The organism is Stenotrophomonas sp. P2112 (assembly GCF_041897515.1).
Taxonomy (GTDB): domain Bacteria; phylum Pseudomonadota; class Gammaproteobacteria; order Xanthomonadales; family Xanthomonadaceae; genus Stenotrophomonas; species Stenotrophomonas sepilia.
The window spans coordinates 762,069-787,521 of record NZ_CP169216.1 but is presented as its reverse complement, the minus strand read 5'-3'; the positions used below and the strand labels follow the sequence as shown (position 1 = coordinate 787,521).

The window sequence follows — 25,453 nt, the reverse complement described above, 5'->3', positions numbered from 1 at the left end:
GGTACAGATGGCGGGACCGTCCACGGCATGGATGCCGTGGCCGAGCCCCCAGGGACGGGTTTACGGCGTGTCCCGCCATCTGTACCCGTCCCGCCAAACCATCAGCAACCCAGAGCCGCTTTGGCTTTGGCTTTGGCAGTTGCTTTCAGCTTCAGCCCGCCGCAGGCGGACCACCGCGCGTCAGCGCGGCGCCTCCACATCCAACCCGATCGGGCAGCTCACGCCGGTGCCGCCGATGCCGCAGTAGCCGTTCGGATTCTTCGCCAGGTACTGCTGGTGGTAGTCCTCGGCGTAGTAGTACGCCGGTGCCGGGTACACGATCTCGGTGGTGATCGGGCCGTAGCCGGCCGCAGCCAGCTGCGTCTGGTAGGCCTCGCGGCTGGCCAGCGCGGCCTTGTACTGGGCCTCGTCGGTGGCATGGATCGCCGAGCGGTACTGGGTGCCGGTGTCGTTGCCCTGACGCATGCCCTGGGTTGGATCGTGGCTTTCCCAGAACAGCTGCAGCAGCCGCTCCAGGCTCACCACCGCCGGGTCGAACACCACCTGCACCACTTCGGTGTGGCCGGTCAGGCCCGAGCAGACCTCTTCATAGGTCGGGTTCGGCGTGATGCCACCTGCATAGCCGACCGAGGTGCTGTACACGCCCGGCTCGGTCCAGAACTTGCGCTCGGCGCCCCAGAAACAGCCCAGCGCAAAGCGGATCTGCTGCAGGCCGGCGAAACGGTCCTTCAGCGGATGGCTGTTCACGAAGTGCTGGTTGCTGTGCAGCGGCAGCGGTTGGTCACGCCCCGGTAGCGCCTCTTCCGGGCGCGGCAGGCGCTGCTTGAAGGCGCCGATGCCGAGGATGCCCTGGCCAATTCCCAACATGATGCGCTCCTACGCCGGAAAACCGGCAATGTCGTCTGCATCGGAAATGGGGTCGGACGGGGCCTGGCCCAAGTCCAGCGCCGCTACGATGTCCTCGGCCTGCGGCCGCGCCGCATCGGGGATGCCGACCCGCAGCACGCCAAACAGCGGCAGCTCGCCCATCCCGCCCAGCAGCTGCTCTCCGAACACGAACGCGGGGATACCAGCGTCTTCCAAGGCGTGCTTGACCAGATGGGCGTCGAACAGGTTGTCGGCCTTGTACACGATGTGCATGCGGCGGCTCCTCGGGGCAAGGGTCCAGCATACGCCTGGGGGCTGAATGGTGGAGAGGGCGGGATCCGAGAGTTGCCGGCCAGCGGCCGGCACTACCGGAAGACGCCTGGTAGTGCCGGCCGCTGGCCGGCAACCCCGGCAGTTCTGCCCGGTACGCGCTAGACTGTTGGTCTTTCTGCCTTTCTTTTCGCCGACTCATGTCCGAGCACACCCCCGCCAGCCCCGAGACCCCCGCCGACAGCCACGAGAAGCGCGATTTCATCCGCCAGATCGTGCGCGAGGACCTGGCCAGCGGAAAGCACCAGGCGATCAAGACCCGCTTCCCGCCGGAGCCGAACGGCTACCTGCACATCGGTCACGCCAAGTCGATCTGCCTGAACTTCGGCATCGCCGGTGAATTCAGCGGCGTCTGCAACCTGCGCTTCGATGACACCAACCCGGCCAAGGAAGATCCGGAATACGTGGCCGCGATCCAGGACGACGTGCGCTGGCTGGGCTTCAGCTGGAACGAGCTGCGCCACGCCTCGGACTACTTCCAGGCCTATTACCTGGCCGCCGAGAAGCTGATCGAACAGGGCAAGGCCTATGTCTGCGACCTGTCGGCCGAGGAAGTGCGCGCCTACCGCGGCACCCTGACCGAGCCGGGCCGTCCGTCGCCATGGCGCGACCGCAGCGTCGAGGAAAACCTCGACCTGTTCCGCCGCATGCGCGCCGGTGAGTTCCCGGATGGCGCGCGCACCCTGCGCGCGAAGATCGACATGGCCAGCGGCAACATCAACCTGCGCGATCCGGCGCTGTACCGCATCAAGCACGTCGAGCACCAGAACACCGGCAACGCGTGGCCGATCTACCCGATGTACGACTTCGCCCATGCGCTGGGTGATTCGATCGAGGGCATCACCCACTCGCTGTGCACGCTGGAATTCGAAGACCACCGCCCGCTGTACGACTGGTGCGTGGACAACGTCGATTTCGCCCATGACGACGCGCTGACCCAGCCGCTGGTCGATGCCGGGCTGCCACGCGAAGCGGCCAAGCCGCGCCAGATCGAGTTCTCGCGCCTGAACATCAACTACACGGTGATGAGCAAGCGCAAGCTGATGGCGCTGGTCACCGAACAGCTGGTGGACGGTTGGGAAGACCCGCGCATGCCCACCCTGCAGGGCCTGCGCCGCCGTGGCTACACCCCGGCCGCGATGCGCCTGTTCGCCGAGCGCGTGGGCATCAGCAAGCAGAATTCGCTGATCGACTTCAGCGTGCTCGAAGGCGCACTGCGCGAGGACCTCGACAGCGCCGCGCCACGCCGCATGGCCGTGGTCGACCCGGTCAAGCTGGTGCTGACCAACCTTCCGGAAGGCCACGAAGAACTGCTGACCTTCAGCAACCACCCGAAGGACGAGAGCTTCGGCAGCCGCGAAGTTCCGTTCGCCCGCGAAGTGTGGATCGATCGCGAGGACTTCGCCGAAGTGCCGCCGAAGGGCTGGAAGCGCCTGGTGCCGGGCGGCGAAGTGCGCCTGCGTGGCGCCGGCATCATCCGCTGCGACGAAGTGATCAAGGATGCCGACGGCACCATCATCGAACTGCGCGGCTGGCTCGATCCGGAATCGCGTCCGGGCATGGAAGGCGCCAACCGCAAGGTCAAGGGCACCATCCACTGGGTGAGCGCCGTGCACGGCGTGCCGGCCGAGATCCGCCTGTACGACCGCCTGTTCTCGGTGCCGAACCCTGACGACGAATCGGAAGGCAAGACCTACCGCGACTACCTGAACCCGGAATCGCGCCGTACCGTCACCGGCTATGTCGAGCCGGCCGCAGCCAGCGCCGCACCGGAGCAGTCGTTCCAGTTCGAGCGCACCGGCTATTTCGTCGCCGACCGCCGCGATCACACCGAAGCCAAGCCGGTGTTCAACCGCAGCGTGACCCTGCGCGACACCTGGTCGGCCTGAGGACCTGCGCGGGCGCCCACACGGCGCCCGCACGCCCCCGACGATGATCACCGCCCTGTCCGTCCTGCTCTGGTTCATCTCGCAGCATCCGCTGCTGACGTTCTTTGCAGCGATGGTGCTGGCCGGGCTGGTCTCGTGGTGGCGACGCTTTCCAGGCTACGCCATCGTGGTGTTCCCGCTGGCGATGCTCAACATGTTCTTCGGCCACTTCCTCAACGCCACCTTCCTCAACCTGGTGGGCGAGCGCGGCGAAGCGGTGATCGTCAAGGCAGAGCGAACCAGCTCGACGCTCAACGAACAGTACATCTGGCGCTACGAAGCGGTGCTGCGCACTGCCGAAGGGCGCGATGTGGAGGCGGTGTTCCACACCAACACCGCCTCGCTGTGGCCGCTGGAAAACGCCATCCGCATCCCGGCGCGCGACCAGCCGTTCGTGGTCAAGTACACGCCGGGTTTCCCGCGCAACTTCGTCATCCTCACCAACGAATCACCCCACGGCATCGCCCAGGCCCGGTCCAGCGCGCGCGAGCGCGTGGAGGTGGCAGCACGCAAGCTGCATTTCAGCCCGGGCAATGCCGATTTCCGCGCGGAGTATCGCCGCGAACTGGAAAGCTGGCTGCGCGACCACGGCAACGACCCGCAGCAGCAGTCCGACGCGCAGCGCTATCGCGCCGAACTTGACGCGCTCGACCGCTAGCACCAGGCCCGGCCTGGATGCTCCACCCGATCCATCCACAGGCCTGACATGACCACGACGTCCACCGCCCTCCTCCCACTGCTGCAGCAGGCCCTGCAGGACGCCAGCGTCGCCAGCCGCATCGACGGCAACGCGCTGCTGCTGGACAGCGGACTGCGCCTGACCCCGCATGCGATGGCCGCGCACGCGCGCGACAACGGGGGCTGGCAGACCTCCACCGTCATCGAAAGCCAGCATCCGCTGCTGTTCGCTGACGGCCTGTTCGAGTACCAGCACGCCAACGGTACCGATGAACAGACATCGCTGCTGGCCGGCTTCCAGGCCTGGGCACGGGTGGACCTGGTGACCCTGCAGACCGCGATCGGCGCCGAAGACGCACAGGCCCTGCCAATGATGGGCCTGACCTATCCGGCCGGCGATGAGGGCCGGGAACACGAACGCACCGTGGTGCTGGGTCCGCTGGCGCATTACCGCGAGCACGAGGTGGACGCCAGCACCTGCAGCGAGGACGACCATGGGTCCTGTCCGTGCTGCCTGTTCACCAGGAGCATGGACGCCTTCGACGAGCTGCTGAAGGCGCGCCCGTTCCTGGCCATCCGCCTGTTCGCCTCGCGCGATGCCGATGGCCTGTGCGAGGCCGATTGCCGGGTCAACGGCCACGATTTCGCCGCCGCCCTGCCCCTGCTGCGTGCCTATGCAGCCAGCTGGCCGCAGGCCGGGCTGGAGTTCCGCAAGCAGTACGTGGTGATCCGCACCGGCTCGCCCGGCTGACCCACCGCCACACCCGATACAGGCCGGTGCGGCTACACTGCGCGCCGGTTTCCCAAGCAACCGCACTTTCTTCCATCCCTACGAGGCACCCCCGCGATGCTGTACGCGCAAGTCCACCTGACCCTTCCCGCCTGGATCCACGACCAGATCGACCTGGATCGTCGATATCCGGGCGATGAGGCCAAGGTCGCGCTGGCGATCGAGCTGTCGCGGCTGAACGTCGAGCACGCCAGTGGCGGCCCGTTCGGCGCCGTGGTGTTCGGCCCGGACGACAAGGTGATCGCTGCCGGCGTGAACCGGGTGATGCCACACGCGACCTCGCTGGCGCACGCCGAGAACATGGCCTACATGCTGGCCCAGCAACGCCTGCAGACCCCGCGCCTGAACGCGGTGCTGTCGCCGGTCACCCTGGCCACCAGCTCGCAGCCGTGCTGCCAGTGCTACGGCGCCACCGTGTGGGCCGGCATCGACCGCCTGCTGATCGGTGCCAGTGCAGCCGACGTCGAAGAACTGACTCCGTTTGACGAAGGCCCGCTGCCGGCCGACTGGGTCGGCGAGCTCAACAAGCGTGGCATCGAAGTGGTGCAGGGCCTGAACCGCGACGCCGCGCGCAGCGTGCTGCGTGCCTATGGGGAAAGCGATGGCGCCCGTTACTGAAACCGGCATCGGCCTGCTGTGCCTGTGCCGGCAGGGTTTCGAGCCCGAGCTGGCCGGCGAACTGCAGTTCCGTGCCGGCGAAGCCGGTTTCGCCGGTTATGCGCGTACCCAGCGCAATGACGGCTACGTGCTGTTCATGTGCGACGAGGCCGCGGCGCTGGCACCGCGCCTGCGCTGGCGCGAACTGATCTTCGCGCGGCAGAAGCTGGTGGTGCTGGCCGAGCTGCCGCAGCTGGATCCGGCCGACCGCATCACGCCGATGCTGGAGGTGCTGGCCGATGCGCCGCGCTTCGGCGACCTGTGGGTGGAGCATCCCGATTCCGACGCTGGCAAGCCGTTGTCCGGCCTGGCGCGTTCCTTTGGCAATGCACTGCGCCCGGCGCTGCGCAAGGCCGGCAAGCTCAGCGACAAGCCGAACACCCGCCTGCCGCGCCTGCATGTGGTGTTCGTCGACGGTACCCATGCCTTCGTCTGCGTGGCCGACCCGGGCGACAGCGCGCCGTGGGCATTGGGCATTCCGCGCCTGAAGCTGCTGCCCGAAGCGCCTTCGCGTTCGGCGCTGAAGCTGGACGAGGCGCTGTTGACCCTACTGACGCCTGAAGAACGCGAGGCGCTGGCCAAGCCCGGCATGCGCGCGGCCGACCTTGGCGCCGCCCCCGGTGGCTGGACCTGGGTGCTCACCCGGCAGCACATGCACGTGCTGAGCATCGACAATGGCCCGCTGCGCCAGCACGTGCTGGACACCGGCCTGGTCGAGCACCTGCGCGCCGATGGCTTCCACTGGCACCCGGAACAACCGCTGGACTGGATGGTCTGCGACATGGTCGAGCAGCCGCGCCGCGTCGCCGAACGCATGGCCACCTGGTTCCGCGAAGGCTGGTGCAGGCATGCGATCTTCAATCTGAAGCTGCCGATGAAGAAGCGCTGGGACGAGACCCGGCTGTGCCTGGACCTGTTCCAGGACCAGGCCGGGAAGCCGCTGGTGGTGCGCGCCAAGCAGCTCTATCACGATCGTGAAGAGATCACCGTGCTGGCCTCGCCGCTGCGCTGATCCCATTGCATCCGCCGGGCATGGCCCGGCGCTACCGGGGAACGGAACCATGCGCTACCACTCGCTCACCCTGCTGATCACTTTGCTGTCAGTCGCACCGGCCATGGCCCAGCAACTGCCGCACACCCCTGCGCAGAGCCAGCCGCTGGGCCCCACCGGCGGCGCGATCCGCCGGCAGCCACTGGATGCCGGTCGGGTCAGCGGCAGCGTCGAGATTGCACAGCCGGCCGGCGAGGCACAGGTGACGGTGCGTTCGCTGGAGCCCAGCAGCGTGGTTGGCCAGTACCGCATCCACTTCGCCGCGCTGGATGTGAACGGCGATGGTTTCATCAGCCGCGAGGAAGCGCAGGCCAACCCGGCGCTGGCCGACGAATTCAATTCGCTGGACCGCAGGCATCGCGGCAAGCTGGACCGCACCGACCTGGCCGGCTGGCTGGTGGATTGAAAAAGGGGACGGAGGGGATTAAGTCGTATGTGCACATACGACTTAATCCCCTCCGTCCCCTTTTTGCTTCAGACGCCGGCGGCGCGCTTCCAGAACGCCTGCACCAGCGGCGGCCATCGGCCGACGCAGCCCAACGCACGGCCCCGGGCCAGGGTCAGGTGCATTTCGTCGTTGGAGAACAGGCGGTTGATCGCATCGAAGCTGTAGGCGGCGATGTGGTTGTCGCTCCGCCGTTCGCGTGCCCAGCGCTGCAGGCGCTGCGGCGACAGCCGCGGTTGGCCGCGGCGCTCTGCCGAGGGTGCCAGCCACTGCTGCAGGGCGGCGACATCACGCAGCCCCAGGTTCACGCCCTGCCCGGCCAGCGGATGCACCACATGCGCCGCGTCACCCAACGCCAGTACACGACCGGCCACGTAGTGACGGGCCAGCTGGCGGCGCAGCGGGAATGCCGCTCGCGGGGAGGCCAACCGCAGCTCACCCAGGCGTGCCGCGAAGGCGCGGGTCAGTTCGCGGTTGAAGCTGTCCTCGTCCAGTGCCAGAACACGCGCCGCCTCGTCCTCGGGCAGGGTCCAGACGATCGAGCTGCGGCGCTCGGCCACCGGCAGCAACGCCAGCGGCCCGCTTGGCAGGAAGCGCTGCCAGGCCGTGGCCTGGTTGGGAAGATCGCTGTCCACGTAGGCCACCACGCCACGCTGGTGGTAGTCATGGCGCTCCACCTCTATCCCGGCCAGCTGGCGGAGGGTCGATTCGGCGCCGTCGGCGGCCACCGCCAACGCCGCTTCCAGGCGACGCCCGTCATCCAGGCGCAGGCGCACGCCGTCCTCGTCCTGCTCCAGCGCGTCCACCCGTGCCGGGCAGTGCAGCTGCACACCCGCCGCCGGCAGCGCCGACCACAGGCGGTCCTGCAGCAGCCCGTTCTCGACGATGTAGCCCAGTTCGCGACGGCCGAAGCGATCGGCGTCGAACAGCAGATCCTCGCCACCGGCAGCGTCCCACACCTGCATGCGCCGGTAGGGCCATGCACGGGCCTGCGCGATCGCCGGCCACACACCAAGACGATTCAGCAGCTGTACGTTGTCGGCAGCGAAGGCGAACACGCGCAGGTCCGGCTGTGCGGCCTGCCACGGCGCCGGTTCGCTACCTTCCACCAGCGCCACCGACAGGCCAGCATCAGCCAGCGCCAGCGCACACGCGGCACCGACCACGCCACCGCCGATGATGGCCACATCAAGACGCGCGCGCCGGCTCATGCCGCTTCTCCACGGCACAGCCGCGGCACCTCGCCGCGGAAGCCCATCGCACCACCGACCAGCATCGATTGCACCGAGGCGCGCTGCGCGGCCACCAGGCCGAGGCTGCGCAGCGGCCGCATCAACGGCGCCGGATTGCTGGTCAGGCGCGCCAGCCCGCCGGAGAACGCCACCGTCTGCCGGCGGTCCTCTTCGCGGCGCGCGACATAGGCCTGCAGCAGTGCATCGCTGCCGGCATCCTCATGCGCATCCTCCAGCAGTTCAGCCAGGGTCAGCGCATCGCGCAGGCCCAGGTTGAAGCCCTGCGCACCCAGCGGATGGATGGTCTGCGCGGCATTGCCGAGCAGCACCGCGCGCTCTCCGGCCAACGCGCGCGCCAGCACCTGGATGAGCGGATAAGCACTGCGCGGGCCGGATTCGAGCAGCCGGCCGGCGCGCCAGCCGATCGCGTTCTGCAGGCGTTGCAGCCAAGCCGCATCGTCCAGCGCCATCACCGCATCGGCCTGGTCGCGCGCAACACCGTGCACGGTGCCGAAGTGGCGATCACCACGCGGCAGCAGGGCGGTCGGGCCGGTATCGGTGAAGCGCTCCCAGGCGGTGCCGTCCGGCGCGCGCTGGCTGCGCACGCGGGCCACGAACAGGGTCTGCTGGAAATCATGGCGGTCGACCTCGATGCCGAGCGCGCCGCGCACGCCACTGGTCGTGCCATCGGCCCCCACCACCAGCCGGGCCTGCAGCACGCGTTCGCCGGTCTCGTCGGCCACCCGCACCTGGCGGTAGCCGTCGACCACCTCGCCCAGGCCCAGGAAACGCATGGGCCGGTAGCGCCGCAGCCGCGGCAGCTCCTGCAGGCGCGCTTCCAGCGCCTGGCCGAAGTCCCGCGCCACCACCACCTGGCCGAACCACGGCCGGTCATAGTCGGAAGCCTCCAGCTGCACGCGGCCGAAATCGCCGGCGCGGCTGACGTGGATGCGGCGGATCGGGCCCGGCGCCATCGCCAGCTTCTGCATGACCCCCAGCGCGGTCAGCGCATTGACCGTGGCAGCGGCAAAACTGAGGTTGCGCTGGTCGAACACCGCCGGCAGCTCGCCGGCCGGGCTGGCCTCGAGCAGGCCCACATCGCGGCCCAGGCGGTCCAGGGCGATGGCCAGGCTGGCACCGACCAGGCCACCACCGACGATCAGCACGTCATGTCGTTCACTCATGATGTTCATGATACGCGCTCGCCCTGCCCGAACGCCCAACACCACCCGACCTGCGCCAACCGGCGCGGCGGGCTAGAATGAAACCTGAATCCGCTCCGGGCCCGCTGCCATGTCCGCCACCGCCAACCGCGCCTTCGTCCTGTCCGTCCTCGTGCTGTTGCTGGCGGCGACCCGGGTCAACCACTTCGCGGCGATCCCCGATGCCTCCTGGGCGGTGTTCTTCATCGGTGGCTTCTACCTGGCCACGTGGACACGCTGGGCGTTTCCGCTGCTGATGGTGTTCGCCGTGCTGGTGGACTGGATCGTGATCCGCAGCAGCGGCCTGGATTTCTGGCAGCACTACTGCGTGTCGCCGGGTTACTGGCTGCTGCTGCCGGCGTATTTCTCGCTGTGGGCCGGCGGCATGCTGCTGGGCCGCAACTACCAGGGCGCACGCTGGCCGGTGCTGGCCAAGGGTGCACTGCTGCTGGTGGCCTCGGTGGCGGTCTGCCACCTGCTGGCGCAGGGCGGTTTCTACTGGACCACCCGCAACGTGGCCGAGCCGACGCTGGCCGGTTGGGCGCAGAACTACGCACAATGGTTCGGCCCCTACCTGCGCACCACCGCGATCTACGTGGCGCTGGCGGCGGCATTGCAGCTGGCGGTGGAGCAGGTACTGAAGCTTCAGCAGGCCCGCCGCGACATCCGGCACTGAGCCGCGCCATGGGTCATCGCCTCTCGCGCATCTATACCCGCACCGGCGACGACGGCAGTACCGGCCTCGGCGACGGCCAGCGCGTGGCCAAGGACGATGCCCGGGTGGCGTCCTACGGCACCGTCGATGAAGCCAACGCTGCGCTCGGCCTGCTGCTTGCCACCGCGCTGCCCGAGGATGTCCGCGCGCTGGTGGTGCATCTGCAGCACCAGCTGTTCGACCTGGGTGCCGAGCTGTGCATCCCGGGCCACGTCGCCATCCACGCCGCCGATGTGTCGGCACTGGAACAGCAGCTGGACCACTACAACGCCAACCTGCCGATGTTGAAGGAGTTCATCCTGCCGGCTGGTGGCGAGGCCGCCGCACGCTGCCACCTGGCCCGCACCATCGTCCGCCGCGCCGAGCGCGAGACCGTCACCCTGGCCCGCCTTGAGCCCGTGCGCAGCGAGGCGCTGCAGTACCTCAACCGGCTGTCGGACCTGCTGTTCGTGCTGGCCCGCGTACTGGCCCGCGCCGACGGCCATGGCGAAGCGCTGTGGCAGCCACAGCAGCGCCAGCGCTGAGTCGGCACGATGCTGGTCTTCACCCATCCGTCCTGCCTGCTGCATGACCCCGGCCCCGGCCATCCGGAGTGCCCGCAACGCCTGCAGCAAGTACTCGATGCCCTGCACGCCGCGTTCCCCGGCCAGCTCGACTGGCGCGAGGCGCCGCCGGCCAAGTTCGGCGAACTGACCCGGGTCCACGACAGTGCCCTGCTCGACTTCGTGCTGCAGCCGCAGACCGCGCCGCTGCGCCAGCTGGACATGGACACCTGGACCTCGCCGGGCTCGGCCAGTGCCGCCGTGCACGCCGCCGGCGCCGGGGTGGCCGCGGTCGATGCAGTGATGCTGGGCGAGGATCCGCTGGCGTTCTGCGCGGTGCGGCCCCCGGGCCACCACGCCACCAGCAGCACCGCGATGGGCTTCTGCCTGCTCAACAACATTGCCATTGCCGCGGCCCATGCCCGCGACCGCCATGGGCTGGAGCGGATCGCGGTGGTCGATTTCGATGTCCACCATGGCAACGGCACCCAGGACATCTTCCAGCACGACGCCCGGGTCTCGTACTACAGCACCCACCAGGCCGGCCTGTTCCCCAATTCCGGCCTGCGCCGCGACCGCGGTGCCGGCAACCTGATGAACATCCTGCTGCCCCCGGGCAGTGGCGGTTTCCGCTTCCGCAACGTGTGGGCCGACGAAATGCTGCCGGCCATCGACGACTTCCGTCCGCAGCTGCTGCTGATCTCGGCCGGCTTCGACGCCCACCTGCGTGACCCGCAGGCCGACCTGATGCTGGAAACCGACGATTTCGCCTGGATCACCCGGGAGCTTCATGCGCTGGCGCGCCGTCATGCGGCCGGCCGGGTGGTCTCGATGCTGGAAGGCGGCTATGACCTGCAGGCCCTTGCCGAGTGCAGCGTGGCCCATGTCCGGGCCCTGCTGCTGCCCCCTCCCGGCAGCGTCTCCGGATGAACCCGAACCGGCAGGCTGCGGCGTCCTTCATTGCCCCTATGCAAGGGATGGGGCAAGCTACCGTCCGTTTTCGCCCGAATCCGAACCGCGTGCGCCGAGCCCTCCGCCTGCTTCCCCTGCCTCTGAGCATCGCCATCTGCCTGCCGGCAATGGCCGATGAAAAGCCGCTCAACTGGGGCCTGTGCCCGGCTACCGACGTGATTCCCGCGTTCACCGATGCGCCCACCCCGGTCCCGGGGCAGGACAAGGCCGCCGCCAGCGCTGCGCGCGAGCAGCAGCCGACCGACATCGAGGGTGACCAGCTGCTGGGCACGACCACTGTGCCGCAGTACGAAGGCAACGTGGCCCTGCGCCGCGGCGACCAGTTCGTCGGCACCGACAAGCTCAGCTTCGATACCGAGAGCGGCAACTACATCGCCGACGGCAATGTCCGCTACCAGGACTCCTCGATCCGCATGGTCGCCAAGCGCGCCGAGGGCAACCAGGAAAGCGACACCCACAAGATCACCGACATCAAGTACCAGCTGGTGTCGCGCCGCGGCAACGGCGATGCCGAGTCGGTCGACCTGCAGGGCGCGGTCGGCCAGATGCACCGCTCCACCTACACCACCTGCGACCCGTCACAGCCGGTGTGGAAGCTGTCGGCGCCGCAGATCGAAGTGGACAACGACGAGGGCTTCGGCACCGCCCGCAACGCCGTGCTGCGGATCGGCAAGGTGCCGGTGCTGTGGGCGCCGTACTTCAAGTTCCCGATCGATGACCGCCGCAAGACCGGCCTGCTGTTCCCGCAGCTGGGCATGTCCGGGCGCAACGGATTCGACTACGCACAGCCGATCTACTTCAACCTGGCGCCGAACTACGACGACACGTTGACCCCGCGCTACATGAGCCGGCGCGGCCTGATGCTCGACAACGAGTTCCGCTATCTCTACAACGGCGGCCGCGGCGAACTGCTGACCGCGTTCATGCCCAACGACAAGCTGCGCGACCGCGACCGCGGCCGGGTGATGTTCAGCGGTTACCACAACGTGGACAGCCACTGGCAGGCCCGTGCGAACCTGGCCTGGGTCAGCGACGAGCGCTATGTCGAGGACTTCGCCAACCGCCTGGTCGGGGTGACTGCCTCGAACCTGCAGAGCACCGTGGGCCTGTACGGCACCGGCAGGAACTGGACGGCCGGCATCATGGCCGACCGCTGGCAGCTGACCGACTACACGCTCAATGAAAGCGCGCTGCCGTACAACCGCCAGCCGCGCCTGTACTTCAACTGGGACAAGCCGGTCCTGCCGTGGCTGGAAACCGGCATCTATGCCGAAGCCGTGCGCTTCACCCACGACGACATCAACTTCAAGTACGGCGCCGATGCGGGACCCGACCTGCAGTACACGCGCAACGGCCAGACCCAACGCATGTACGGCGGCTCGCGACTGGACGTGAAGCCGTACGTGTCGTTCCCGATCAGTGGCGCGGCGTGGTACGTCACCCCGACCCTGGCCTACCGCTACACCGGCTACGACCTGGACCAGGGCCTGGCTGACAGCGTCCGCCGCAACGTGCTGGCCTCGCAGGGCATCGACCCGAACACCGCCACGCCGGAGCAGCTGCGCGGCAACAAATCGCCCAGCCGCAGCCTGCCGATCGGCAGCATCGACGCCGGCCTGTTCTTCGATCGCGAGACCACGATCGGCGGCAAGTCATTCCTGCACACGCTGGAACCGCGCCTGTTCTACCTGCGCACGCCGTACCGCAACCAGGACGACCTTCCGATCTTCGACACCCGTGACTTCACGTTCAGCTGGGGCCAGCTGTTCCGCGACTCGCGCTACACCGGCGCCGACCGCCAGAACGATGCCAACCAGCTGACCCTTGCATTGGGCACCCGCTTCATCGACCAGACCACCGGCAAGGAACGCTTCTCGGCGGCCATCGGCCAGATCCAGTATTTCGACGAGTCGCGGGTGACCGTCACCCCGGGCGGCGCGCCGGTGGAAAAGGGCAAGTCGGCGTGGATCGCCGACGGCAACTACATGATCAACGACCGCTGGACCCTGGGTGCCACCTACCAGTGGGACCCGAAGTACAAGCGTGAGGATCTGGCCAGCGTCCGTGCCCGCTACCTGATGCCCAACGATGGCGTGATCAACCTGAGCTACCGCTACCGCATCAACTCGGGCGCCCCGGCCACCGCCAACAAGCACGACCGTACCCTGCTGGAACAGGCCGACCTGTCGTTCCTGTACCCGCTGAATGCGCGCTGGAGCCTGGTCGGTCGCTACTACTACTCGCTGCAGGACAAGGAGCCGCTGGAAATCATCGGCGGTGTCCAGTGGGACAGCTGCTGCCTGGCCGTGCGTGTGGTCGGCCGCCGCTATGTCCGCAACCGCGAAGGCGAGATGAACAACTCCATCCAGGTGGAGTTCGTGCTCAAGGGCCTGAGCTCCCTGGGGCAGGACACGGACCGTACCCTGCGCCGTGCTATCCTCGGCTACAACCGCGACGACCTCTATCTCGTGCCGCCGAGCAACACCGGGGCGACCCGGGATGACTACGATCCGAACCTGATCCCATGACCAAGCGCTTCCCCGTTCTTCTCGCCTCGCTGCTGGCGGTGTCCAGCGTGTCCGCCCCCCTGCAGGTGCTTGCCCAGGAGGCGCAGCCGCTTGACCGCATCGCTGCCGTCGTCGATGAGGACGTGATCCTGCAGAGCGAGCTCCAGCGTGCGATCGCCAACATCAAGGCGCAGTATGCCGGCCGCGAAAACCAGCTGCCGCCGGAAGACGTGCTCAGCCGCCAGGTGCTCGAACGCCTGGTGCTGGTCAAGCTGCAGGTGGCCCGCGCCCAGGGCAGCGGCATCCGTGTCAGCGACCAGGAGCTGAACCAGGCGATGAACGCCATCGCCCAGCAGAACGGTTCGAACCTGGATGCCCTGCGCCAGCGCCTGGCCCAGGACGGTATCGATTTCAACGATTTCCGCGCGTCGGTGCGTGACGAGATCACCGTGCAGCGCCTGCGCCAGAGCTTCGCGCAGAGCCGCATCAGCGTCAGCGAGGGTGAAGTCGACGCCGCGCTGAAGCAGCAGGCCACGGTAGGCAACCAGTACCACCTGGCGCACATCCTGATCGCCCTGCCCGACGGTGCCAACGCCGACCAGATCGCCACCGGCCAGAAGAAGGCCGATGGCGTGAAGGCCCTGCTGGACAAGGGCGAGCTGGACTTCAACGCGGCGGCCGTGCGCTATTCGGACAGCCCGAACGCACTGGAAGGCGGCGATCTGGGCTGGCGCAGCCTGGATGAAATCCCGCAGGCCTTTGCCCAGTTGATGGAAAAGATGAAGCCGGGCGAGGTGGTCGGCCCGATCCGCGGCCCGAGCGGCTTCCAGCTGCTGAAGCTGGTGGAAGTGCGTGACAGCAGTTCCGCCGCCGGTGAGCAGACGGTCACCGAGTACCACGGCCGCCACATCCTGGTCCGCGTGGACGACCACCAGACCGATGCCGCTGCCAAGGCCAAGATCGATACCCTGCGCGCCCGCATTGCCGGCGGCGCCGACTTCCAGACCGTTGCCAGGGAGTCCTCCGAGGACAACAACAGCAAGGGCCAGGGCGGTGATCTCGGCTGGTTCCCGGCTGACGCGTTCGGTCCGGCCTTCGGCCAGCAGGTGAGTGGCCTGCAGGATGGTGGCGTCAGCCAGCCGTTCCGCACCGACGCCGGTTGGCACATCGTGCAGCGCGTGGCGACCCGCCAGACCGACGTGACCACCGACAACCAGCGCGCCCAGGTCCGCGAGACCATCGGCCGCCGCAAGCTGGAAGACGAGTACAACCGCTTCCTGCAGGAACTGCGTGGCGAAGCCTACGTCAGCTTCCGCAGCGGCGACCGCGCGGAAAACACCGCCACGCCGCCGCAGTCCTGACCGATGCGCCCCGAGCTCGCTCTGGTACCGGGCGAGCCCGCCGGGATCGGCCCGGAGCTGTGTGTCCGCCTCGTCCAGCAGCCGCGTGAAGATTGCCGGCTGCTGGCCTTCGCCGACCCGGACACCCTGCGCGCGGCTGCGGCCGCCCTGAACCTGCCCCTGCAACTGCTGCCCGAGCACGCCGAAGCACGCGTCCCCGGCGATCTGCGCCTGCGCGCCGTCCGCAACGCGGCGCCCAGCCACTTCGGCCAGGCCGATCCGGCCAATGCCAGCGCGGTCATCGGCGCCCTGCTCGGCGCCGGCCAGGCCTGCCTGTCCGGTGAGCTGCACGGTGTGGTGACCGGCCCGGTGCACAAGGCGGTCATCAACGAGGGCGGCATCGCCTACAGCGGCACCACTGAACTGCTGGCCGACCAGGCCGGAGTGAAGGTGGTGATGATGCTGGCCAATCACATTGTCCGCGTGGCCCTGGCCACCACCCACCTGCCGCTGCGCGAGGTGGCCGATGCGATCACCGCGCCCAGCCTGGAATATACCCTGCGTACGGTGCATGCCGCGCTGCGCCGCGAGTTCGGCCTGCCTGCGCCGCGCATCGCGGTGCTCGGGCTGAACCCGCATGCCGGCGAAGACGGCCATCTGGGACGCGAGGAACTGGACCTGGTCATCCCCCTGCTGCAGCGCCTGCGCGCGGAGGGCATGGACCTGGTCGGCCCGCTGCCGGCCGACACCGCCTTCCTGCCGGCCAAGCTGGCCGGTTTCGACACCGTGCTGGCGATGTACCACGACCAGGGCCTGCCGGTGCTGAAGTATTCCGGCTTCGAGCAGGCGGTGAACCTGACCCTGGGCCTGCCCTACCCGCGCGTGGCGGTCGACCATGGCACCGCGCTGGACCTGGCCGGCCGCGGCATCGCCGATCCTTCCAGCCTGCAGGCGGCAACGACGCTGTGTGCGCAGCTGGCGCGGCAACGTACACTGAGCGCATGAATTCCCCGCATTCCCCCTCCGGCCCGGTGTTCACCGCACCGGCCAAGAAGCAGCTTGGCCAGCATTTCCTGGCCGATCGCCACTACATCGACAAGATCGTGATGGCGGTCAATCCGAAAGATGGTGACCGCCTGGTTGAAATTGGTCCAGGCCAGGGCGCCATCACCCTGCCGCTGCTGCGCGTGCACCCGAAGCTGACGGTGATCGAGTTCGACCGCGACCTGATCGCGCCGCTGACCGCCGCCGCCGAGCCGCTGGGCGAGCTGACCATCGTCCACCGCGACGTGCTGCGCGTGGACTTCACCGAACTGGCCGATGGCCAGCCGATCCGCCTGGTCGGCAACCTGCCCTACAACATCTCCTCGCCGATCCTGTTCCATGCGCTGGAGCATGCCGCAGTGATCCGCGACATGCACTTCATGCTGCAGAAGGAGGTGGTCGACCGCATGGCCGCCGGCCCCGGCAGCAAGGTGTATGGCCGCCTCAGCGTGATGCTGCAGGCCTACTGCCAGGTGACCTCCCTGTTCGTGGTGCCGCCGGGCGCGTTCCGGCCGCCGCCGAAGGTCGATTCGGCCGTGGTGCGGCTGGTGCCGCGTGACCCGGCCTCGATCAGCATCAACGACCACACGCGCTTCGCCGAGGTGGTCAAGGCCGCCTTCGGGCAGCGCCGCAAGACCCTGCGCAACGCCCTGAACAACGTGGTGTCCGCCGAACAATTCGTTGCCGCCGGCGTGCGTCCCGATGCCCGCGCCGAACAGCTGGACGTGGCCGAATTCATCGCTTTGGCCAATGCCTCCTGATTACACTGCCGGTATGGAAGACGCTGACGTTTACGCCATCTCCGTCGAAGTCGCACCGCGCTTCCTCGACGATCAATCCGCGCCGGAAGACGGGCGCTATGCGTTCGCCTACACGATCCGCATCCACAACCAGGGGCGGGTCGCCGCACGCCTGGTCGCACGCCACTGGCGCATCACCGATGCCAATGGCCGTGTCGAGCATGTCGATGGCGACGGGGTGATCGGCGAGCAGCCGCGGCTGCGCCCCGGTGAAGACTTCCGTTACACGTCCGGTGTCATGCTGGGGACCGATCACGGGACCATGCAGGGGCACTACGACATGGTCGCCGACGATGGCACCGAATTTGCCGCGCCGGTCGCACCGTTCGTGCTGGCCGTCCCGCGTACCCTGCACTGACACGGAGGCCGAACGATGAGTGTGTGGGCGATCGGCGACCTGCAGGGCTGCTACGACGTGACCCAGCGGTTGCTGGAGAAGATCCGCTTCGACCCGGCCCAGGACACCCTGTGGTTCTGCGGCGACCTGGTCAACCGTGGCGGTCAGTCGCTGGAAACGCTGCGGCTGGTGCATTCGCTGCGCGAGCACAGCGTGGTGGTGCTGGGCAACCATGATCTTTCGCTGCTGGCCGTCGGTGCACGCACCGAAGAGGAGCAGCGCAAGGTCAACCCGGACCTGCTGCGCATCGTGCAGGCCGAGGACCGCGACGAACTGCTGGACTGGCTGCGCCTGCAGAAGCTGGTGCATGTGGATCGCGAGCTGGGCTGGATGATGGTGCACGCCGGCCTGGCGCCGAAGTGGACCACGCAGATGGCAGAGAAGCACGCCGCCGAAGTCGAGGTGCAGCTGCACGGCGCCGGCTACCGCAAGCTGTTCCGCAACATGTACGGCGACAAGCCAAGCTGGGCGCCGAACCTGTCCGGCTACGACCGTTCGCGTGCGATCATCAACGTGCTCACCCGCATGCGCTACTGCACCCCGCGCGGGCGCATCGGCATCGAGGACAAGGGCACCCCTGGCACGCAGGAACAGGGACTCTACCCCTGGTTCGAAGTACCTGGACGGGTCGAGCGCGACCTCAAGATCGTCTGCGGCCACTGGTCGGCGCTGGGCCTGACCATCACCCAGGGCGTGCACGCCATCGACACCGGCGCAGTCTGGGGCGGCAAGCTGACCGCGATCCAGCTCGATACCGACGAGCTGCGCGTGGTGCAGGTACCGGGCCGTGATGTACCGGCACCCGTACCCCACGCCCGCCCGCCGGCGCGACCGGCGCACGAGCGGCCCGCCGCTGCGGTGCAGGGCAAGGAACAGGGCGGCGGCAACGCCGCTGCTGCCAACCCGGGCAACCGTGGTCCGCGCCGTCGTCGCCGTCGAGGTGGTGGCGGTGGAGGCTCCGGTGGACCCCACAACAACGGCGCCGCGCCGCAGGCATGACGCGACGCGGCTGGGCACCATGGAGGGTGCTGCTGCTGACGCTGGCCCTGGCCAGCGGCTGCCAGCCTGCTTCGCCCCCGGCTCCCACCGGCGGCGGAAATGCCGCCCCCACGCCATCGCAGCCGCAGGCCCCTTCACCGCCACTGGTGGCCGCAGCGCGCGCACAGATCGGCGTCACCACCCGTTACGATCCCGCCTACCAGGTCCTGTCCTATCCCGGCGGCGACGTCCCGCTTGATCGCGGCGTGTGCACCGACGTGGTGGTGCGCGCCCTGCGCAGCCAGGGCCTGGACCTGCAGGCGCGCGTGCATGAAGACATGCGCGGCAACTTCAGCGCGTATCCCGCGATCTGGGGCCTGTCACGGCCGGACCGCAACATTGATCATCGACGTGTGCCGAACCTGATGCGCTGGTTCGAACGGCAGGGCTGGCAGCAACCGATCACCGCCCTCGCCACCGACTATGCGGCCGGTGACATCGTGGCCTGGAAGCTCAACGGCAACGGTCTGCTGCATGTCGGCATCGTCTCCGACCGGAGGCTGGCCAATGGCACACCGCTGGTGCTGCACAACATCGCACGCGGCACGCGTGAAGAGAACCTGCTGTTCCAGCACGCGATCATCGGGCACTACCGGATGCCCTAGGCCCCTGTAGAGCTGGGCCATGCTCGGCTACGGGAGGGGTCAGGCAACAGCAGCCGAGCATGGCTCGGCTCTACAGGAAACCATCCTCAGCGGCGCACGTAATGCACGAAGCGGAACGCATAGGCGTGGCGGTCATCGGCCGGATGCGGCTCGCTGCTCACTTCCCGCCAGTCCTGCACGGCCACCTCGGGGAAATGGGTGTCGGCGGGGACTTCGGCATCGACCCAGGTCAGGTACAGGTCGCTGGCCTGGTCCAGCAGCTGGTGGAAGATCTCGCCGCCGCCGATGATGCACAGCTCGCTGGCGCCCTCGCCTTCGGCAATCGCCTTCGCCTCGTCCAGCGACGCCACCGCGCGCATGCCCGCGAACGGCACCTGGCCGCTGCGGGTCAGCACCAGGTTGGTGCGCCCCGGCAGTACGCGGCCGATCGACTCGGCCGTCTTGCGCCCCATCAGGATCGGCTTGCCCAGGGTGAGCGCCTTGAAGTGCTTGAAATCATCCGGCAGGTGCCAGGGCATGGCATTGCCCTGGCCGATGCCACGGTTGCGGTCCAGCGCCACGATCATCGAGAGCTTCATTTGTCCGGATACAACTCGTTGAAGATTTTCATCGCCGCGCTACGTCCACCGAGTACTGTCGCAACCGCTGAGCAATAGAGCAGGAACAGTATTGCCGCAGTAGTCGGTTTGAGGTCAGTAATCATGACCCAAAGGTCCACATCCTTTCCCGCGACCGCCGCATTGGCGACTGCCAGGAGAGGAGTAATTAACACACCAACAGTCAATGCAACGGCCAGGGAGCCGGACATCGACATCAAGCCTTCCGCCAGCTTTTCCCGTGCCTTTCGTGAATGTTTGCTCATTGCTTCTCCACTTGGTGAATCCGAGAAACAATCTGCATCAGTCAGGTCTCACCAGCTGATACGCAGCATGCCAAACATCACTCACACCGCCACCGGCGCCTTGATCGCCGGGTGCGGGTCATAGCCGTCGATGCGGATGTCGTCGAACCGGAAGCCGAACAGGTCGCTCACCTCCGGGTTCAACCACAGCTTCGGCAGCGCGCGCGGTTCACGCGAAAGCTGCTCGCGCGCCTGCTCGAAATGGTTCGAATACAGGTGCGCGTCGCCCAGCGTATGCACGAAGTCGCCCACGCCCAGGCCCGTGGCCTGCGCCACCATGTGGGTCAGCAGCGCATAGCTGGCGATGTTGAACGGCACGCCGAGGAAGATGTCGCCGCTGCGCTGGTACAGCTGGCAGCTGAGCTTGCCGTCCACCACGTAGAACTGGAACAGGTTGTGGCACGGCATCAGCGCCATCTGCGAAAGCTCGCCCACGTTCCAGGCGCTGACCACCAGCCGGCGCGAATCGGGGTTGCGCTTGATCTCGTCCACCAGCCACTGCATCTGGTCGATCTCGCGGCCATCGGCGGTGGCCCAGCTGCGCCACTGCTTGCCGTAGACCGGGCCGAGGTCGCCGTTCTCGTCGGCCCACTCGTCCCAGATGCGTACCTGGTTGTCCTTCAGGTAGCCGATGTTGGTATCGCCCTTCAGGAACCACAGCAGCTCGTGGATGATCGAGCGCAGGTGCAGCTTCTTGGTGGTGACCAGCGGGAAACCTTCATTGAGGTCGAAGCGCATCTGCCAGCCGAACACGCTGCGGGTGCCGGTGCCGGTGCGGTCGCTCTTCTCCGCGCCATGTTCCAGCACATGCGCGAGCAGGTCCAGGTAGGCCTTCATGCCTTGCCCTCCGCAGCCATCACCGGTTGCGGCTGCAGCACCGGCGCGCGGCGCGACATCGCCAGCAGCACCAGGCCGAAGGCGATGAGCGGCAGGCTGAGGATCTGGCCACGGGTCAGCCAGTCGAAGGCCACGTAGACGCCGTTGTCGGGCATGCGTACGAATTCGACGGCGAAGCGGAACAGGCCGTACATCAGCGCGAACAGGCCGCCGACCAGGTAACGGTGGCGCGGCTTGGCCGACACCGTCCACAGCACCACGAACATCACCAGGCCTTCCAGGAACGCTTCATACAGCTGCGAGGGATGGCGGGCGAACTGGTTCAGCGCGCCGGTGGCGAACTGCGCCTGCAGGGTCGCGTGGTCCAACTGGTTCAGCGGCGCCGGCAGGCCCGACGGGAACACCACGCCCCACGTGCCGTCGGTGTACTTGCCCCACAGCTCGGCGCCGATGAAGTTGCCGATGCGACCAAAACCCAGGCCCAGCGGTACCAGCGGCGCCATGAAATCCATGGTGTCGAAGAAGTGCAGCGCGTGCTTGCGCGACCACCACCAGCAGGCACCCAGCACGCCCAGCAGGCCGCCATGGAAACTCATGCCGCCGTCCCACACCTTGAACAGCAGCAGCGGGTTGTGCAGGAAATCGCCCAGCGCGTAGAACAGCATGTAGCCGATGCGGCCGCCCAGCACCACGCCGAGCATGGCGTAGAACAACAGGTCGGAGAAGCCGTTGGCATCGACGCCCGGCAGGCGCCCGGCGGCGATGCGCGTGCGGCCCAGCAGCCAGGCCGCAGTGAAGCCGAGCAGGTACATGATGCCGTACCAGTGCACCTTGATCGGCCCCAGCGAGAGGGCGATGGGGTCGATGTCGTGGAAGTAGATCATGGAAGGTGCCTTGCGGTTGAACGTCTATTCTCGGGCCAGTGCCGCCCCGGCTCAACCAAGGATCTGCGGCGAGTTCGGCAACGCGTCATCGTTCGACCGCGTCGAGGCCGGAAAGTGCCCTTCGATCAGGCTGGAGACCTCGTCGATGGCATCCTGCAGCGCTTCCACCGGGTTGGAACCACGCAGGCCCTCGCGCAGATGGGTGCAGACCCGCTGCCACTGCGCTGGGCTGACCCGGCCATGCAGGCCGCGGTCGGCGACGATCTCGATGGCATGGTCGGCCAACAGCAGGTAGATCAGCACGCCGTTGTTGTGGGCGGTGTCCCAGGTGCGCAGGCGTGCGAAGGCATGCTCGGCGGCCTGCCTCGGGGTGACCTTGTGCCACAACGCGGCCAGCGGCAGATCGGCCTCCACCGCGAACATCACCTGACCGCCGTGGCGCTGCTCACCGGAAGCGATGGCCTCGGTGATCGCCTGCAGCGTGGCTGGCGGGAACGCGCGCCGTACCGACGGCGAACATACATGGCGGAACAGACGTTGGATCATCACCAGCCTCCCGAAGCGCCACCGCCACCGGAACGGCCACCGCCGCCGCCCCAGCCGCCACCACCGCCGAATCCACCACCACCGCCGAAGCCGCCGCCCCCGCCCCAGCTGCCGCCGCCCCAGCCACCACCGCCGGCAAAGCGCCCCGGGTGGCCGGACAGCATCGCCACGATCAGGCCAACCACGCCGGCCAGGCCACTGGCCAGCAGGGTGGAGGTGAACAGGAACGCCGCCACGGCTGCGCCAGCGCCGCCGAGCAGGCCACGCAGCGGGCGCGGCACGCGCGCGAACACGCCGCGCAGGATGCTGCCGGCGAACACACCGATGAACAGCGCCAGGAACCAGGTATCGCCGCCGCCACCCGGCTCGCGCCCACGATGACCACTGACCGGTGCCGGCAGCGTTTCGCCATCGATCAGCTTGACCAGCACGGCGGTGGCATCGGTGATGCCCCCGGCGTAGTCGCCGGCGCGGAAACGCGGCACCAGGTATTCCTGGATGACCCGGTTGGCGATGGCATCGGGAATCGCGCCTTCAAGACCGTAACCCGGCTCGATCCGCACGCGCCGGTCGTCCTTGGCCACCACCAGCAGCACGCCGTCATCCACGCCCTTGCGGCCGATCTGCCACTGGTCGAAGACCCGCGTGGTGTACTGCGCGATGTCCTCCGGCTGGGTGCTGGGCACCACCAGCACCTGCAGCTGGCTGCCCTTGCGCTGCTGCAGTTCAATCGCCTGCTGCACCAGCGCTTGCTTCTGCGTGGCGTCCAGCGTGCCGGTGGTATCGACCACGGGCGAATCCAGCGCCGGAATCGGCGCCAGCTGCTGCGCCTGCGACGCCAGCGGCAGCCACAGCAGCAGGGCCAGCAGCGCAGTGGCCAGGCGCATCGGTCAGTGGCCCGGCTGCGGTGCCGGCTGCTGCTGCGGCGCGTTGCCGAAATCGACCGCCGGCGCGTTGGAGATCTGCGCTTCGTTGTCCACCGTGAAGTTCGGCTTGGTCTTGTAGCCGAAGATCTTGGCGGTGATCACCTGCGGGAACGAGCGGATGTAGGTATTGTAGTCCTGCACCTGCTGGATGTAGCGGCCGCGGGCAACGGTGATGCGGTTCTCGGTGCCTTCCAGCTGGGCCTGCAGGTCGCGGAAGTTCTGGTCGGACTTCAGCACGGGATAGTTCTCGGTCACCACCAGCAGCCGCGACAGCGCGCTGCCGAGTTCACCCTGGGCCTGCTGGAACTGCTTGAGCGAGGCTTCGTCATCGGCGTTGACGTTGATCTGGCCGACACGCGAGCGGGCGTTGGTGACTTCGGTCAGCACGCGCTCTTCCTGGCTGGCGAAACCTTTGACGGTCTGCACCAGGTTGGGCACCAGGTCGGCGCGGCGCTTGTACTGGTTGAGCACTTCGGACCAGCTGGCCTTGACCGCCTCGTCCTTCTGCTGGATGGCGTTGTAGCCGCAGCCGGACAACAGGGAGGCCAGCAGCATCAGGGGCAGGACACGGGTGAACAGGCGCATGGCGGGGGTTCCGGGTGGGCTTGGCGCCGAGCATGCCATGGTTCGGGTGAAAGACCGGCCATCGGGCGCCGCCCCCTCCGCGGTGTGGTCCAGCCAGCTCGGGGATGGGCCGGGAGGGTGGGTCGGCTGGGGGCCGCTGCAAGTACGTCCATGTAAGCTCGGTCGCCGCATCCATGCGGCTCACGCCCCCAGCCGACCCACCCTCCCGGCCATGGACAGTTTTCTGCGCACCGCGGGAAGATCAAAAGAAAAATCAAAGGCAAAAGCCGACCCTTCAGACATTCCTGGTGTCTGCCATCCACGCATGGCGTGGATCTACCGTGTCGACCAAGATCGACACCTACCAACAGCAGCGCAGAACGCGTTCCGACAGATCGCGGAAGACTGTCGAAGGCGGGGTGGGTCCGGGGGCGGGGGTGTCTGATCTGGCCCCCTGAAAACGGACGCCATGAAGCCGTTTCAGGCGGCAGCCCGGAGCTGCCGGGCGTAGTTGTTAGGCGAGTGGTAGCCCAGCGCCGAGTGTAGCCGGGCTGGATTGTAGAAGCCGTGGATGTAAGCAGCGATGCACTGGCTGGCTTGTTCCCTACTGGCGTAAGGCTCGGCAGCCTCTTCTGTCTTGAGCGTCGCAAAGAAGCTCTCGGCCACCGCGTTGTCCCAGCAATTGCCAGGCCGGCTCATGCTTTGGACCACGTCATGGGACTGCAGCAGCTGGCGAAACTCGTTCCCCCAGTACTGCCCACCACGATCTGAATGGAAGATCAGGCCGGGTCGTTGTGGATGCAGAGCCCAGGCATTGGCAAATGCTTTCACCACCAGCTCTTCAGTCAGACGCTTGGAAACGCTGTAGCCCAGCACCTGCCGGGTCTGGACGCTGATGACCACGGCCAGATGCAGCCATCCCTGGCGGGTGGGGACATACGTGATATCCCCGACCCACGCCGTCGGTCCGGTTCCGGGGGCAAATTGCCGATCCAGCAGGTTGGGGGCGAGCTGAGATGAGCCGCCGGAGGACTTGGGTCGGAATCGGCCTTTGGTCTTGCCCTGGATTCGCTCCTCGGCCATTAACCGTGCCACGCGCTTGTGGCCGACTGGATGATTCCTGGCTCGTAAGGCCCTGACCAGCCGACGTCGCCCATAACTGCGCTTGCTGGTCACATGAATGGCCCGAAGCTCGGTACGCAGGGCCGAATCGGCATCGCACGCTTGGGCACATTGCCGACGCAGGTAATCATGGAATCCAGAGACAGAAACCCCAAGAACCCGACACAACAACCTGGTCGGGTAGTGAGTCCTTTGACTGGCGACGAAGGCGTACCTCACTTGGACTCTCTGGCAAAGAACGCCGCCGCTTTTTTTAGGATTTCCCGCTCCATCTTCAGATTGGCGTTCTCGGCCCGAAGGCGGCTGATCTCGCTTTCCAGGTCGGTGGTTGGCCTGCGAGCCTCAGAGGTCAGAGACCGGCCAGCACGGACCGCGTCAAGCCAATTTGCCAGCGTCTTGACCGACATCTCCAGCTGACGGGCTGCTGCGGCAGGCCCGAGCGACTCGGCCAACTCCACGGCTTGGTGCTTGAACTCATCGGTATAGCTACGACGGGTGATACGGGACATAAGGGACCTCCAAGTGCGATCAAA

General features: G+C 67.5%; 29 protein-coding genes. 16 read left to right on the top strand and 13 right to left on the bottom strand.

Annotated elements, in window-relative coordinates:
- Positions 1-180: 180 nt before the first annotated feature.
- Together msrA and ACEPA4_RS03625 are read right to left on the bottom strand one after the other, a co-directional pair.
- Positions 181-846 carry a peptide-methionine (S)-S-oxide reductase MsrA gene (gene msrA, locus ACEPA4_RS03630; protein ID WP_065179689.1) on the bottom strand — a complete coding sequence of 222 codons (666 nt, stop codon included), beginning with the start codon at positions 844-846 and terminating at the stop codon, positions 181-183.
- A 30-nt stretch (positions 847-876) separates the two neighbouring features.
- Positions 877-1,140, bottom strand: coding sequence for a DUF2007 domain-containing protein (locus tag ACEPA4_RS03625; protein WP_374083009.1), 264 nt, complete (start codon positions 1,138-1,140; stop codon positions 877-879).
- Between the two features lie 197 nt (positions 1,141-1,337).
- Between ACEPA4_RS03625 and ACEPA4_RS03620 the strand changes: the two genes are divergently transcribed.
- The 6 genes from ACEPA4_RS03620 (at position 1,338) to ACEPA4_RS03595 (ending at position 6,707) form a co-directional block, all read left to right on the top strand.
- Positions 1,338-3,086 (top strand): glutamine--tRNA ligase/YqeY domain fusion protein, encoded by a 1,749-nt coding sequence (locus tag ACEPA4_RS03620; protein WP_065186344.1) that lies wholly within the window; start codon positions 1,338-1,340, stop codon positions 3,084-3,086.
- 43 nt (positions 3,087-3,129) lie between these two features.
- Positions 3,130-3,783, top strand: coding sequence for a hypothetical protein (locus ACEPA4_RS03615; RefSeq protein WP_095379343.1), 654 nt, complete (start codon positions 3,130-3,132; stop codon positions 3,781-3,783).
- Positions 3,784-3,831: 48 nt separating this feature from the next.
- Complete coding sequence (locus ACEPA4_RS03610; protein WP_005415359.1) at positions 3,832-4,554, top strand: DUF6348 family protein; 723 nt, start codon at positions 3,832-3,834, stop codon at positions 4,552-4,554.
- A gap of 96 nt (positions 4,555-4,650) precedes the next feature.
- The gene (locus ACEPA4_RS03605; protein ID WP_005415358.1) at positions 4,651-5,211 is read left to right on the top strand and encodes a nucleoside deaminase; all 561 of its coding nucleotides are present in this window, start codon (positions 4,651-4,653) and stop codon (positions 5,209-5,211) included.
- Entirely contained in the window at positions 5,195-6,262 is a 1,068-nt protein-coding gene (gene rlmM, locus ACEPA4_RS03600; RefSeq protein ID WP_053501233.1) for a 23S rRNA (cytidine(2498)-2'-O)-methyltransferase RlmM, read from the top strand. Before ACEPA4_RS03605 ends, rlmM begins: the two co-directional genes overlap by 17 nt.
- A gap of 49 nt (positions 6,263-6,311) precedes the next feature.
- Positions 6,312-6,707, top strand: coding sequence for an EF-hand domain-containing protein (locus ACEPA4_RS03595; RefSeq protein WP_374083008.1), 396 nt, complete (start codon positions 6,312-6,314; stop codon positions 6,705-6,707).
- A gap of 68 nt (positions 6,708-6,775) precedes the next feature.
- On the opposite strand, the gene ACEPA4_RS03590 is transcribed toward ACEPA4_RS03595, so the two are convergent.
- Both ACEPA4_RS03590 and ubiH read right to left on the bottom strand, forming a co-directional pair.
- Positions 6,776-7,957: a UbiH/UbiF family hydroxylase gene (locus ACEPA4_RS03590; protein WP_374083007.1), complete on the bottom strand. Its 1,182-nt coding sequence runs from the start codon at positions 7,955-7,957 to the stop codon at positions 6,776-6,778.
- Positions 7,954-9,162, bottom strand: coding sequence for a 2-octaprenyl-6-methoxyphenyl hydroxylase (gene ubiH / locus ACEPA4_RS03585; protein ID WP_053500463.1), 1,209 nt, complete (start codon positions 9,160-9,162; stop codon positions 7,954-7,956). Before ubiH ends, ACEPA4_RS03590 begins: the two co-directional genes overlap by 4 nt.
- Positions 9,163-9,271: 109 nt before the next feature.
- Here ubiH and ACEPA4_RS03580 point away from each other — a divergent pair, with 109 nt between their 5' ends.
- From ACEPA4_RS03580 to ACEPA4_RS03535, 10 genes are all read left to right on the top strand, one after another.
- Complete coding sequence (locus ACEPA4_RS03580) at positions 9,272-9,856, top strand: hypothetical protein (RefSeq protein ID WP_005415353.1); 585 nt, start codon at positions 9,272-9,274, stop codon at positions 9,854-9,856.
- Positions 9,857-9,864: 8 nt separating this feature from the next.
- Positions 9,865-10,419, top strand: coding sequence for a cob(I)yrinic acid a,c-diamide adenosyltransferase (locus tag ACEPA4_RS03575; protein ID WP_065186340.1), 555 nt, complete (start codon positions 9,865-9,867; stop codon positions 10,417-10,419).
- Between the two features lie 9 nt (positions 10,420-10,428).
- Complete coding sequence (locus ACEPA4_RS03570; RefSeq protein ID WP_053500468.1) at positions 10,429-11,367, top strand: histone deacetylase family protein; 939 nt, start codon at positions 10,429-10,431, stop codon at positions 11,365-11,367.
- Between the two features lie 89 nt (positions 11,368-11,456).
- Complete coding sequence (gene lptD / locus ACEPA4_RS03565) at positions 11,457-13,937, top strand: LPS-assembly protein LptD (RefSeq protein WP_081280512.1); 2,481 nt, start codon at positions 11,457-11,459, stop codon at positions 13,935-13,937.
- Positions 13,934-15,277, top strand: a complete 1,344-nt coding sequence (locus ACEPA4_RS03560; RefSeq protein WP_154350251.1) for a peptidylprolyl isomerase — start codon at positions 13,934-13,936, stop codon at positions 15,275-15,277. The genes lptD and ACEPA4_RS03560 overlap by 4 nt, the downstream gene beginning before the upstream one ends.
- 3 nt (positions 15,278-15,280) lie before the next feature.
- Positions 15,281-16,261 carry a 4-hydroxythreonine-4-phosphate dehydrogenase PdxA gene (pdxA, locus tag ACEPA4_RS03555; protein ID WP_374083006.1) on the top strand — a complete coding sequence of 327 codons (981 nt, stop codon included), beginning with the start codon at positions 15,281-15,283 and terminating at the stop codon, positions 16,259-16,261.
- A complete protein-coding gene (gene rsmA, locus ACEPA4_RS03550) occupies positions 16,258-17,061 on the top strand; it encodes a 16S rRNA (adenine(1518)-N(6)/adenine(1519)-N(6))-dimethyltransferase RsmA (protein ID WP_134956257.1) in 804 nt (267 codons plus the stop codon). The genes pdxA and rsmA overlap by 4 nt, the downstream gene beginning before the upstream one ends.
- A 13-nt stretch (positions 17,062-17,074) precedes the next feature.
- Positions 17,075-17,458 (top strand): Co2+/Mg2+ efflux protein ApaG, encoded by a 384-nt coding sequence (gene apaG, locus ACEPA4_RS03545; protein ID WP_005415346.1) that lies wholly within the window; start codon positions 17,075-17,077, stop codon positions 17,456-17,458.
- A 15-nt stretch (positions 17,459-17,473) separates the two neighbouring features.
- Positions 17,474-18,496 carry a symmetrical bis(5'-nucleosyl)-tetraphosphatase gene (locus tag ACEPA4_RS03540; RefSeq protein WP_005415345.1) on the top strand — a complete coding sequence of 341 codons (1,023 nt, stop codon included), beginning with the start codon at positions 17,474-17,476 and terminating at the stop codon, positions 18,494-18,496.
- Positions 18,493-19,140, top strand: coding sequence for a DUF1287 domain-containing protein (locus ACEPA4_RS03535; RefSeq protein WP_032953945.1), 648 nt, complete (start codon positions 18,493-18,495; stop codon positions 19,138-19,140). The genes ACEPA4_RS03540 and ACEPA4_RS03535 overlap by 4 nt, the downstream gene beginning before the upstream one ends.
- An 86-nt stretch (positions 19,141-19,226) precedes the next feature.
- On the opposite strand, the gene ACEPA4_RS03530 is transcribed toward ACEPA4_RS03535, so the two are convergent.
- The 9 genes from ACEPA4_RS03530 to ACEPA4_RS03490 form a co-directional block, all read right to left on the bottom strand.
- Entirely contained in the window at positions 19,227-19,718 is a 492-nt protein-coding gene (locus ACEPA4_RS03530; protein WP_053500480.1) for a dihydrofolate reductase, read from the bottom strand.
- Entirely contained in the window at positions 19,715-20,002 is a 288-nt protein-coding gene (locus tag ACEPA4_RS03525; protein ID WP_065179687.1) for a hypothetical protein, read from the bottom strand. Before ACEPA4_RS03525 ends, ACEPA4_RS03530 begins: the two co-directional genes overlap by 4 nt.
- 81 nt (positions 20,003-20,083) lie before the next feature.
- Positions 20,084-20,878, bottom strand: a complete 795-nt coding sequence (locus ACEPA4_RS03520) for a thymidylate synthase (RefSeq protein ID WP_005415342.1) — start codon at positions 20,876-20,878, stop codon at positions 20,084-20,086.
- Positions 20,875-21,762, bottom strand: a complete 888-nt coding sequence (gene lgt, locus ACEPA4_RS03515; RefSeq protein WP_005415341.1) for a prolipoprotein diacylglyceryl transferase — start codon at positions 21,760-21,762, stop codon at positions 20,875-20,877. Before lgt ends, ACEPA4_RS03520 begins: the two co-directional genes overlap by 4 nt.
- Positions 21,763-21,813: 51 nt before the next feature.
- Positions 21,814-22,308 (bottom strand): TPM domain-containing protein, encoded by a 495-nt coding sequence (locus ACEPA4_RS03510; protein WP_053500484.1) that lies wholly within the window; start codon positions 22,306-22,308, stop codon positions 21,814-21,816.
- Entirely contained in the window at positions 22,308-23,195 is an 888-nt protein-coding gene (locus tag ACEPA4_RS03505) for a YgcG family protein (protein ID WP_139726748.1), read from the bottom strand. The genes ACEPA4_RS03510 and ACEPA4_RS03505 overlap by 1 nt, the downstream gene beginning before the upstream one ends.
- Positions 23,196-23,198: 3 nt before the next feature.
- Positions 23,199-23,819 (bottom strand): LemA family protein, encoded by a 621-nt coding sequence (locus ACEPA4_RS03500; RefSeq protein ID WP_005415338.1) that lies wholly within the window; start codon positions 23,817-23,819, stop codon positions 23,199-23,201.
- Between the two features lie 459 nt (positions 23,820-24,278).
- The gene (locus ACEPA4_RS03495; RefSeq protein ID WP_065185370.1) at positions 24,279-25,139 is read right to left on the bottom strand and encodes an IS3 family transposase; all 861 of its coding nucleotides are present in this window, start codon (positions 25,137-25,139) and stop codon (positions 24,279-24,281) included.
- Complete coding sequence (locus ACEPA4_RS03490) at positions 25,136-25,429, bottom strand: transposase (RefSeq protein WP_032954795.1); 294 nt, start codon at positions 25,427-25,429, stop codon at positions 25,136-25,138. Before ACEPA4_RS03490 ends, ACEPA4_RS03495 begins: the two co-directional genes overlap by 4 nt.
- Positions 25,430-25,453: the final 24 nt, after the last annotated feature.

Excerpts from the sequence above, each read along its gene's own strand:
- ACEPA4_RS03625 (WP_374083009.1), bottom strand. The coding sequence starts at position 1,140 with ATGCACATCGTGTACAAGGCCGACAACCTGTTCGACGCCCATCTGGTC.
- ACEPA4_RS03620 (WP_065186344.1), top strand. The coding sequence starts at position 1,338 with ATGTCCGAGCACACCCCCGCCAGCCCCGAGACCCCCGCCGACAGCCAC.
- ACEPA4_RS03615 (WP_095379343.1), top strand. The coding sequence starts at position 3,130 with ATGATCACCGCCCTGTCCGTCCTGCTCTGGTTCATCTCGCAGCATCCG.
- ACEPA4_RS03610 (WP_005415359.1), top strand. The coding sequence starts at position 3,832 with ATGACCACGACGTCCACCGCCCTCCTCCCACTGCTGCAGCAGGCCCTG.
- ACEPA4_RS03605 (WP_005415358.1), top strand. The coding sequence starts at position 4,651 with ATGCTGTACGCGCAAGTCCACCTGACCCTTCCCGCCTGGATCCACGAC.
- rlmM (WP_053501233.1), top strand. The coding sequence starts at position 5,195 with ATGGCGCCCGTTACTGAAACCGGCATCGGCCTGCTGTGCCTGTGCCGG.
- ACEPA4_RS03595 (WP_374083008.1), top strand. The coding sequence starts at position 6,312 with ATGCGCTACCACTCGCTCACCCTGCTGATCACTTTGCTGTCAGTCGCA.
- ACEPA4_RS03590 (WP_374083007.1), bottom strand. The coding sequence starts at position 7,957 with ATGAGCCGGCGCGCGCGTCTTGATGTGGCCATCATCGGCGGTGGCGTG.
- ubiH (WP_053500463.1), bottom strand. The coding sequence starts at position 9,162 with ATGAGTGAACGACATGACGTGCTGATCGTCGGTGGTGGCCTGGTCGGT.
- ACEPA4_RS03580 (WP_005415353.1), top strand. The coding sequence starts at position 9,272 with ATGTCCGCCACCGCCAACCGCGCCTTCGTCCTGTCCGTCCTCGTGCTG.
- ACEPA4_RS03575 (WP_065186340.1), top strand. The coding sequence starts at position 9,865 with ATGGGTCATCGCCTCTCGCGCATCTATACCCGCACCGGCGACGACGGC.
- ACEPA4_RS03570 (WP_053500468.1), top strand. The coding sequence starts at position 10,429 with ATGCTGGTCTTCACCCATCCGTCCTGCCTGCTGCATGACCCCGGCCCC.
- ACEPA4_RS03560 (WP_154350251.1), top strand. The coding sequence starts at position 13,934 with ATGACCAAGCGCTTCCCCGTTCTTCTCGCCTCGCTGCTGGCGGTGTCC.
- pdxA (WP_374083006.1), top strand. The coding sequence starts at position 15,281 with ATGCGCCCCGAGCTCGCTCTGGTACCGGGCGAGCCCGCCGGGATCGGC.
- rsmA (WP_134956257.1), top strand. The coding sequence starts at position 16,258 with ATGAATTCCCCGCATTCCCCCTCCGGCCCGGTGTTCACCGCACCGGCC.
- apaG (WP_005415346.1), top strand. The coding sequence starts at position 17,075 with ATGGAAGACGCTGACGTTTACGCCATCTCCGTCGAAGTCGCACCGCGC.
- ACEPA4_RS03540 (WP_005415345.1), top strand. The coding sequence starts at position 17,474 with ATGAGTGTGTGGGCGATCGGCGACCTGCAGGGCTGCTACGACGTGACC.
- ACEPA4_RS03535 (WP_032953945.1), top strand. The coding sequence starts at position 18,493 with ATGACGCGACGCGGCTGGGCACCATGGAGGGTGCTGCTGCTGACGCTG.
- ACEPA4_RS03530 (WP_053500480.1), bottom strand. The coding sequence starts at position 19,718 with ATGAAGCTCTCGATGATCGTGGCGCTGGACCGCAACCGTGGCATCGGC.
- ACEPA4_RS03525 (WP_065179687.1), bottom strand. The coding sequence starts at position 20,002 with ATGAGCAAACATTCACGAAAGGCACGGGAAAAGCTGGCGGAAGGCTTG.
- ACEPA4_RS03520 (WP_005415342.1), bottom strand. The coding sequence starts at position 20,878 with ATGAAGGCCTACCTGGACCTGCTCGCGCATGTGCTGGAACATGGCGCG.
- lgt (WP_005415341.1), bottom strand. The coding sequence starts at position 21,762 with ATGATCTACTTCCACGACATCGACCCCATCGCCCTCTCGCTGGGGCCG.
- ACEPA4_RS03510 (WP_053500484.1), bottom strand. The coding sequence starts at position 22,308 with ATGATCCAACGTCTGTTCCGCCATGTATGTTCGCCGTCGGTACGGCGC.
- ACEPA4_RS03505 (WP_139726748.1), bottom strand. The coding sequence starts at position 23,195 with ATGCGCCTGGCCACTGCGCTGCTGGCCCTGCTGCTGTGGCTGCCGCTG.
- ACEPA4_RS03500 (WP_005415338.1), bottom strand. The coding sequence starts at position 23,819 with ATGCGCCTGTTCACCCGTGTCCTGCCCCTGATGCTGCTGGCCTCCCTG.
- ACEPA4_RS03490 (WP_032954795.1), bottom strand. The coding sequence starts at position 25,429 with ATGTCCCGTATCACCCGTCGTAGCTATACCGATGAGTTCAAGCACCAA.